Here is a 7,662-nt window from a genome sequence, read left to right as displayed (position 1 = left end):
ATGTTTACAGTTTTCGTCTCCTGTTTTGCATTCAGTTGCCCTGTGTCATAAACGTCAGCAGCATATTGATCGGCATTGGATTGACAGCCTGATAAAGCGGTAATCGAGGCGGTTAGTAGGGCTATGCTTAACAGTGTTTTTTTGAGCTCATGTGACTTCCTGTTTCTTAATGTAAAAAAAACATTTTTAGGAATTATCCGTAAAAAGTAAAGGCTAAAGGTGGTGGTTGATTTTCCGGTAATGGTGCCAACTTACTGATTTAGTGCATGATGGTGTTTTTGAGGTGCTCCAGTGGCTTCCATTTCCATCAGATGTCCTTCCTGGGGTCGGTTTGGGAAATGGAAATTATTGTACGTTAAGAACATAATTTAACCGTTTCTGATTGGTAACTGATTGATTTATTGTTACTGACTATCGCATTTAAGTTATTGCGCTCACGCTGTCGCATTTAGGTTGTCTCATTACCCAAACATACAGGCTAAATGCCGTATAGTGCAGGAGTACACCCTATTGCGATAGCGCGATCTGTTCAAAAAACAGGCTTAACGTACAATAATTTCCAATCTCCAAACTCACCCCTTATTCACGCTGGCCAACCTGTTTCGGGCGGACCAAATGATACGTCAGTGGGAGAGATCTCACTAAAAACTGGGGATAACGCCTTAAATGGCGAAGAAACGGTCTAAATAGGCTGATTCAAGGCATTTACGGGAGAAAAAATCGGCTCAAACATGAAGAAATGAAATGACTGAGTTAGCCGAGAAGAATTTCCCCGCTTATTCGCACCTTCCCTAACTTTGCAACAGTGTCTTATATTTTGTATAACTTAGTAAACATATTTAACCTGACAGACACCTAATAAAAATAAGTAACTGCCAGGTTAAGTTTTAGCTAGTTCAATTATATGGAAATCATTTTATAAATCTTGGTCGAAATCATAAACTTTACCATTTTTCACCAATCGCTGTTTTTCAATAAATTTATCGTTTAGTAGGGAACAACCTTTTTTAATCTTACTTTCAATAAAGGATAACTCTAAACTAGTATCTACGAAACATTCGGATGTTATTTTTTTATCTTTATTAATTGAAAGTTTTTGTATTAGCTCAGGATGTTGTTTGTGGTATAAATCATTAAACCAAAAAAAATGAGCAATGTTATAGTTGCCTTTTGTATTACCGCCATACAACGATTTACCATCATCATAAATAGCAGTTCCATGGTCTGAAATAAAAGATAAATATGCAAGTCCATCTGTATTTTTTAACACATTAATGAAATCGCTTATCTGTTTATCAACAGAAAATAATTCTGAATTAGCATAGCTATTTTCTAATTTATCCTTATCTTTTAAAGATGGAGTTGAATATGTTTTTTCATTAAAAGATGGTTTGAAAACATCATAATTTGATGGATACCTTGTATGATACAGATAATGACTCCCGATAGTTTTATAAACTATGAGCTTTTTCTTGCTTTTATTATTTAATATTTTCTCTAATGTATTCACGTTGACATCAGATACAACATAATGATCAGCTTCATTTGCAATTAAATTTATTTCATTATCTCCTATGTGACTTTTACTCAGATAAGAAACATACCAAGTTTCATATCCAGCCTCTTTATAAGCACTAATTATTGATGTTTCATTAAAAAGACCATTATCATACACACCTTTTCTAGAAAGGATCATTGGTGTGGAAACTAAAGTATATGCTCCTTGAGATATTGTGTTTTTAAAAGAAACTAAATTTTCTTTATCTAAATTTGGGGTTGTGTTTTTAGGGTAACCATTAAAATGTAAATAATCTCCTCTATTAGTTTCGCCTAAAAAAAGAACCACTGTTTGCTTATCATTTATTGTAGATTTAGAATCCCACTTGAAGTTTTTTTTATCTTTTATAATTTGTGCGTTTTTCTTAAGTTCAGATAAACCTTTATTAATTTCTTTCAAAGCTAATCCTAATGGCTTAAAGGCGATTAACAAAGAAACAAACAGAATAATGAAAATATAAAAATGCCTTAACTGAAATTTAGAGTCTCTTTTTCCAATAAGAATAAATAAGAAGTTACATGCTATGATTAGTAGCCCTATGATTTCTTTTGTTGAAAAGAAAAAATTACTATTAATCTCATCTGGGTTAGTATCAAGAATAATATTAATGATTTCATTTGGCACCTGATGAAAATACCAGGAGGTCATTCGATATGTCATTAAATCAACAAATAGAAGTGAAATAATAAAACTTGATATTGATAAAGAAATAATTGAATTAATTTTTGAAGTGTAACCATAGAAAAAAATAACACCAAGTATGATAAGCGTTAAGGAGTAATAAATATTACTAGCGATTATTCTATGGGAAGTATTAATTATAAAAATTAGATTAATAATACATAAAGCTATGTATATGTTTTTTTGATGGTTTTTTGAAATTTTATTGATGATGTTCATTATTTGATAACATAGATATAAGTAAGTAAGTAAGTAAGTAAGTTTAAAAAAAAAATCATAGGAAATCATTATTTAATTAAAAAGCCGCTCTCGGTAATGCTGCCAACTTACTGATTTAGTGTATGATGGTGATTTTTAGGTGCTTGCATGGCTTCCATTTCCATCAGATGTCCTTCCTGCTCCGCTACTGAAGGCGTGGTGCGTAACGGCAAAAGCACTGCCGGACATCAGCGCTATCTCTGCTCTCATTGCTGTAAAACATGGCAACTACAGTTCACTTACACCGCCTCTCAGCCCGGTACGCACCAGAAAATCATTGATATGGCCATGAATGGCGTCGGATGTCGCGCCAGTGCACGCATTATGGGCGTTGGCCTCAACACGGTTTTACGTCACTTAAAAAACTCAGGCCGCAGTCGGTAACCTCGCGTATACAACCGGGCAGTGATGTGATTGTCTGCGCTGAAATGGACGAACATTGGGGCTACGTCGGTGCTAAATCACGTCAGCGCTGGCTGTTTTACGCGTATGACAGGATACGGAGGACGGTTGTGGCGCACGTCTTCGGTGAACGCACTCTGGCCACACTGGAGCGTCTTCTGAGCCTGCTGTCGGCCTTTGAGGTCGTGGTATGGATGACGGATGGTTGGCCGCTGTATGAATCACGCCTGAAGGGAAAGCTGCACGTTATCAGCAAGCGTTACACTCAGCGCATTGAGCGACATAATCTGAATCTGAGACAACATCTGGCAAGGCTGGGACGGAAGTCACTGTCGTTCTCAAAATCGGTGGAGCTGCATGACAAGGTCATCGGGCATTATCTGAACATAAAACACTATCAGTAAGTTGGAGTCATTACCAAGAACCGATACGCCCCTCGCGCACTTCTGCTATTGAAAAAGCCATATTTAAGCTCACTTTTTTTACTCTGAATATAACCTGTTAGAGAGGATTTTCTTGAGATCGTCCGTCTGTCGTCGTAGTCTCTTATCCAGAAACGAAAAAACCACCTGGGGAGGTGGTTTTTCGAAGGTTCAGTAAGTTGGGGAACTTCTGAACCGTGGTAACAGGGTGTACAAGACCGCTGCCACCAAATTCGTCCTTCCAGTTTAGCCGTAGTTTGGCTCTAACTTCAAGAACTCTGCATCAGTAATCTCTTGTACACCCTCTACCAGTGGCTGCTGCCAGTGGCGTTAAGTCGTGTCTTTTCGGGTTGGACTCAAGACGATAGTTACCGGATAAGGCGCAGCGGTCGGACTGAACGGGGGGTTCGTGCACACAGTCCAGCTTGGAGCGAACTGCCTACCCGGAGCTGAGTGTCAGGCGTGGAATGAGATAAACGCGGCCATAACAGCGGAATGACACCGGTAAACCGAAAGGCAGGAACAGGAGAGCGCACGAGGGAGCCATCAGGGGGAAACGCCTGGTATCTTTATAGTCCTGTCGGGTTTCGCCACCACTGATTTGAGCGTCAGATTTCGTGATGCTCGTCAGGGGGGCGGAGCCTATGGAAAAACGGCAGCTCCGTATCCTCTTCCTGTCCTGCTTGCCATGCCGTATGCCTTTGCTCTTATCCGTTTGCAGGTAACGCCCGCCGCAGCCGAACGTCAGGAGCGGAAGCGACCGAGTGAGCGAGGAGGCGTCATATCACTGTAACCTCCATTTTCTCCTGTACGCCCTGCAGCTGCATTTTTCCCCTGCCACATGAAGCACTTTTATTAAGTGTTACTCCGCCGTAACATATTGAGCCAGTATACACTCCGCTAGCGCTACGTGACTGGTTCAGGGCTGCGCCCCGAAACCCGCCAAAAGCCTGACGCGCCTGCGGCTTGTCCAACCCCGCGCCGACCGGGAAAGGCTTTCCCGCCCGTCCCGGCGTTATCAGGAGGCCGGTTTGTCAGAGAAACGGAACAAGATGCTCACCATGTGGGTGACGGAGGACGAGCACCGGCGGCTGCTTGAGCGCTGTGACGGCAGGCCGCTGGCGGCCTGGATGCGGCAGACCTGCCTGGACGAAAAGCCTGCGCGCACCGGAAAGCTCCCCTCAATTTCGCCGGCGCTGCTGCGCCAGCTTGCCGGCATGGGCAATAACCTGAACCAGATAGCCCGCCGTGTTAACACCGGCGGCGGTACTGGCCATGACAGGGTACAGATTGTGGCGGCGCTGATGGCCATCGATGCCGGACTTGAGCGGCTGCGGCACGCCGTTCTTGAGAAAGGAACGGACGATGATCGTTAAATTTCATCCACGCGGTCGCGGCGGTGGCGCCGGGCCGGTGGACTATCTGCTGGGTAAAGACCGGCAGCGTGAAGGCGCCACCGTCCTGCAGGGGAAGCCGGAAGAAGTCCGGGAGCTGATTGACGCGTCGCCTTACGTTAAGAAATACACCTCCGGCGTCCTGTCGTTTGCGGAGGCCGATCTCCCTCCCGGCCAGCGGGAAAAACTGATGGCCAGCTTCGAGCGGGTTCTGATGCCCGGACTCGATAAAGATCAGTACAGCATTCTGTGGGTGGAGCACGCGGACAAGGGGCGTCTGGAGCTGAACTTTCTGATCCCCAATACCGAGCTGCTGACCGGCAGGCGGCTCCAGCCTTACTACGACCGCGCCGACCGGCCGCGCATCGATGCCTGGCAGACTATCGTGAACGGCAGACTGGGGCTGCACGACCCGAACGCGCCGGAAAACCGCCGGGCGCTGGTCACGCCGTCCGGGCTGCCGAAAACGACGCAGGAGGCCGCAGAAGCCATTACCCGGGGACTACTGAGCTTAGCCTCGTCCGGGGAGCTGAAAAGCCGTCAGGATGTCACTGACACTCTTGAAGGTGCAGGTTTTAAGGTGGTGCGCACCACGAAAAGCAGTATCAGCATTGCCGACCCGGACGGGGGGCGAAACATCCGACTGAAGGGAGCTATCTATGAGCAATCTTTTAACGCTAGCGAAGGACTTAGAGCAGCAATCGAAAGCGCAGCAGAAGAGTACTGGCGAGATGCTGAAAGCCGCATTCTGCGAGCACGAGCAGTCTGTCAGAGCGGAACTGAGCGCAAGCGCGAGGAGAATCAGCGACGCCATCCTCGCCCACGAGCAGAGTATGAGCGAGGCGATGGAGAAAAACCGGCGGAGCGTACTGCGGACTGCCGGGCGGACATGGCTCACCATCCTGATGGTGTCAGCGCTGCTGATCGGCACGAGCGGGAGCATACTGTGGTGGCAGGGGCAGCAGATAACCGACAATTACACGCATCTTCGTCAGCAGGAAGATACCCTGGCGAAAATGACCGCCCGGACGTGGGGAGTGCGCTATCAGGAGAGCAGCGACGGCCGGAGGTTTCTTATCCTACCGCCGGGGATGAAAACCGAAGCCATCCCTTACGGCGGGACGACATGGATCCGCCTGAAACAGGAGTAGCGGAAGATGACAGAGCTGGAAAAGCAGTTGCTGAGCGCATTAGAGCAGCTACAGCAGGACTACTCGCAAAGGCTGGACGAATGGGAGAGCGCCTTCGCGGAATGGCGGAGCATGTGTGGGCTTATGCAACGGGAGAACGCGGTGCTGAACGAGCGCGTGTCGGACTTGAGCACGCAGGTGCTGAGTTTAAGCGAGCAGCTGCGCCGCTTGTCCGGGAACTGAATGCCATCGAGCTCCGGCAGAGGGAGAATGAGTATCAGAAAACACTGGAGCTGGAGCGCCAGCCGCAGAAAACCTACCGCGGGCCGACACTTTAAACCATCCAGGCAGCTGACAACCCGCACGAAGAGGGGCTCTTACTTCTCCCGCTAAATAGGTTCGTGATTAAAAAGATCACGGCCTATACCTGGGGGGGAATTATGAAATTGCTTAACGTCATTGAAGCTGTACTTAACTGCCTGTATCTGGCGGCCGGGCTGTGGGACTGGCTGGAGAAGCATTTACCTGTTTTTAAGGCGTTCGCGCTGATTTTAGTGTGACTTTACACGCCATGCATCTGGCTGCATGGCTATGCAGTCGGGTAAAATTTATCTGTCACGAACGGGGCGGTGTATCGGGTGGTTTGTTGCCGGTTTTACCTGACTGCCGCCCCGTTTGTGGCGAACCCGTCCGGAGCGGTGCGGGCAACAGATGTTATGGTAAATAACATCCGTTGTTAATTAAACTTGAAATCAACTTTAATTATAAAAATGAAGCTAGTTAAACCATTCTCCAGCTTCTTTTTCTCTGGCTTTCCCTTCGCTTTTCATTAAATCTTTCCCGCCTTCTGAAATATTTCTGTTTGAGCCGGCGTGAGATTGAATTACATCTGTTTGGGCTGCCTTGTTTTTTAACTCTTGGTCTATGAATTAATTTTCGCGTTTAACTCTTGCCTCTTCCCTGGCTAATGCTAACTTTTGTTTTTCGATTTCAAGCTTTCTTAGTTCATCTTCATATTTCTGATCTCTATTTTTATCGGCTTTGAGCTCAGCTTCGATTCTTTCACGGTGAGCTTTTCTCTCTGCAGAAGCTATGGCTGCTCTCCTGTTCGCTTCTGCTCTTGCTCTTTCTCTCCTTTTTTGCTCAAGCCGTTTGTTTTCCTCAATTTTTTCTCTCTGGATATCCATGAGTCTTTGCTCTTCAGCTTTTCCCTGCTGTTCAGTTTGAGCTACTGCAGATAATTGTTCTTGAAGTGAGTTTGCAAAGCTGCTTCCACTAAAAGAAAGGATGAGGGGTATAATGATTCTTTTCATCGTTTGAATCTTATTTTTTTACCGGGCATGTTGTGTTTGGCTGGATTCTTGTTTCATTATTTTTTGTGGAAATAACAACAGCTAAACCAGTAGTAAACTGACATGGTTTTCCTACTTGAGTTGATGTAAATACCTTTGTCCCTTCTTTGTAAGTTAAAGAAACACCTTCAACGATAGATTTATCTTTGACTAATGTTCCTACTGCGGCACCGACGGCACCACCGCCAACGGCTCCGGCTGTTGTGCAAAGTCCGCTACCACTTCCGACGTTATGACCAGCCACACCGCCAACCACAGCGCCAAGGATTGCCCCAAAGGTTTGTGCAGCTTGTTTGTTTGCAGTGTTATCAACAGCAACCTTCGCAGGCAAAACAGAAATTATGTTTACAGTTTTCGTCTCCTGTTTTGCATTCAGTTGCCCTGTGTCATAAACGTCAGCAGCATATTGATCGGCATTGGATTGACAGCCTGATAAAGCGGTAATCGAGGCGGTTAGTAGGGCTA

Annotated in this window: 6 protein-coding genes and 1 pseudogene; 4 read left to right on the top strand and 3 right to left on the bottom strand. The window is 45.8% G+C overall.

What is annotated here, in order from left to right; translation table 11 throughout:
• Positions 1–916: 916 nt before the first annotated feature.
• On the bottom strand, positions 917–2,458 hold the full coding sequence (locus FTV31_RS15000; RefSeq protein ID WP_095092192.1) for a phosphoethanolamine transferase: 1,542 nt from the start codon (positions 2,456–2,458) through the stop codon (positions 917–919).
• 147 nt (positions 2,459–2,605) lie between these two features.
• Here FTV31_RS15000 and FTV31_RS14995 point away from each other — a divergent pair.
• From FTV31_RS14995 to FTV31_RS14975, 4 genes are all read left to right on the top strand, one after another.
• Positions 2,606–3,303 (top strand): IS1 family transposase gene (locus tag FTV31_RS14995; protein WP_225905514.1). Its coding sequence is split into 2 segments (ribosomal slippage): positions 2,606–2,855 and positions 2,855–3,303, totalling 699 coding nucleotides; the frame shifts between segments, so codons are not numbered across the junction.
• A 1,049-nt stretch (positions 3,304–4,352) separates the two neighbouring features.
• A complete protein-coding gene (locus tag FTV31_RS14990) occupies positions 4,353–4,697 on the top strand; it encodes a MobC family plasmid mobilization relaxosome protein (RefSeq protein WP_058663788.1) in 345 nt (114 codons plus the stop codon).
• Between the two features lie 677 nt (positions 4,698–5,374).
• Positions 5,375–5,866, top strand: a complete 492-nt coding sequence (locus tag FTV31_RS14980) for an MbeB family mobilization protein (protein WP_140428842.1) — start codon at positions 5,375–5,377, stop codon at positions 5,864–5,866.
• Between the two features lie 6 nt (positions 5,867–5,872).
• Positions 5,873–6,088 (top strand): MbeD family mobilization/exclusion protein, encoded by a 216-nt coding sequence (locus FTV31_RS14975; protein ID WP_000137422.1) that lies wholly within the window; start codon positions 5,873–5,875, stop codon positions 6,086–6,088.
• Between the two features lie 533 nt (positions 6,089–6,621).
• On the opposite strand, the pseudogene FTV31_RS14970 reads toward FTV31_RS14975, so the two are convergent.
• Positions 6,622–7,158: pseudogene (locus FTV31_RS14970) on the bottom strand (DUF5384 family protein).
• 10 nt (positions 7,159–7,168) lie between these two features.
• The coding region (locus tag FTV31_RS14965; RefSeq protein WP_218948745.1) for a glycine zipper 2TM domain-containing protein at positions 7,169–7,662 on the bottom strand (494 nt) is incomplete at its 5' end.

This window comes from Acinetobacter sp. YH16031 (assembly GCF_013417335.1).
Lineage (GTDB): Bacteria > Pseudomonadota > Gammaproteobacteria > Pseudomonadales > Moraxellaceae > Acinetobacter.
Note: the sequence above shows the minus strand (reverse complement) of the source record. Positions and strands in the feature narration are given on the sequence as shown.

What these genes read in the sequence shown, in the direction of transcription:
- FTV31_RS15000 (WP_095092192.1), bottom strand. Translation starts at nt 2,458, where the DNA reads ATGAACATCATCAATAAAATTTCAAAAAACCATCAAAAAAACATATAC.
- FTV31_RS14980 (WP_140428842.1), top strand. Translation starts at nt 5,375, where the DNA reads ATGAGCAATCTTTTAACGCTAGCGAAGGACTTAGAGCAGCAATCGAAA.
- FTV31_RS14975 (WP_000137422.1), top strand. Translation starts at nt 5,873, where the DNA reads ATGACAGAGCTGGAAAAGCAGTTGCTGAGCGCATTAGAGCAGCTACAG.